The sequence below is a fragment of the Sphingomonas sorbitolis genome, from assembly GCF_036663875.1.
Taxonomy (GTDB): domain Bacteria; phylum Pseudomonadota; class Alphaproteobacteria; order Sphingomonadales; family Sphingomonadaceae; genus Sphingomonas.
On the sequence record NZ_JAXOJS010000025.1, the window covers coordinates 1 to 1095 of the forward strand.

The following is a 1095-nucleotide window of genomic DNA, read 5'->3' on the forward strand; positions in this document are numbered from 1 at the left end:
CAGGGTATCAAAGAGTTCTCCGACTCCTGCGAGGCGTTGGATTTCACTAAGGCCGAGATGCTGGTGTGCGAGGAGCCGCGATTGCTCTTCCTGAAGCCGGGCAAGGAGTTGAAGGATAGTCTCTTTGGGACGTAAGCGGAGCCGGAGAGGTACCGTGTTGATAAAGAGGCCAACCATTCGTTCCATACCTGGCAATTCTGGCGGACGGCCCGCAACAGTAATGCCGAATACAACGTCGTTTCGCTTGGTCTCTGACGCCAGCAGCATAGCCCACGCCAACTGCACGACCGTATTGAGTGTCAGGCCATTTCCCCAAGCGAAAGCCGACAAGGACGTGGTCAGCTCAAGTGATAGTTCGAGTTGCACGCTCTCGGCCGGAACCGGGGCGCTGGTGCTCGAAGGCGCTAGTCGGGTAGGCTCCGTCAGACCCTCGAAAGCGTCACGCCAAGCGGCTTCTGCCAAAGAGCGGTCCTGCCTCTGGAGCCATGCCAGATAGTCACGGTATGGTGTTGCAGTCGGCAGGTCCGGCCTGCTTACCCCTGCACGGTAAAGGATAAAGAGTTCCTGCCAAAAGACCGAGATGGACCATCCGTCGAGCAGAATATGGTGATGTGTGAAAATTAACCTGTGCCGCCCGGCAGTTAGCCGAACCAGCGCGAAGCGCAGAAGTGGTGAACAAGAGGGCGTGAATCCTATCGAGCGATCCCGTTCAATGAATGCATTGAGTGACGCCTCGCGCTTTGACGCAGAGAGGCTAGAGAGATCAACATAGGACCACGGAAGATCCGGTGCCTTTGGAACCGTCTGGATGGGAGACGTGAAGCCCTCGTGCAAGAAGGCCGCGGCAAGATGCGGATGCCTGATGAGAAGCGCCTGCGCAGCCGTGCGCAGTCTCTCCGTATCCAGATGCCCCGTTAGATCTAGGACTAATTGAACAAGATATACGTGCGGCGTCTCATCGTCGTAAAGCGAGTGGAACAACAAGCCCTGCTGGAGCGGAGACAAAGGAAGAACGTCCGACACCCCCCGATGCTCGGACTCGAGGCGCTCGATCTCAGCCTGATCCAAAGATACCAAAGGCAAGTCTGAAGGTGT

Annotated in this window: 1 protein-coding gene; it reads right to left on the reverse strand. The window is 56.9% G+C overall.

From position 1 onward, the window contains the following. Positions 1–1095 (reverse strand): condensation domain-containing protein (locus U1763_RS21090; protein WP_332756867.1); only part of this gene is annotated, 1095 nt, incomplete at both ends.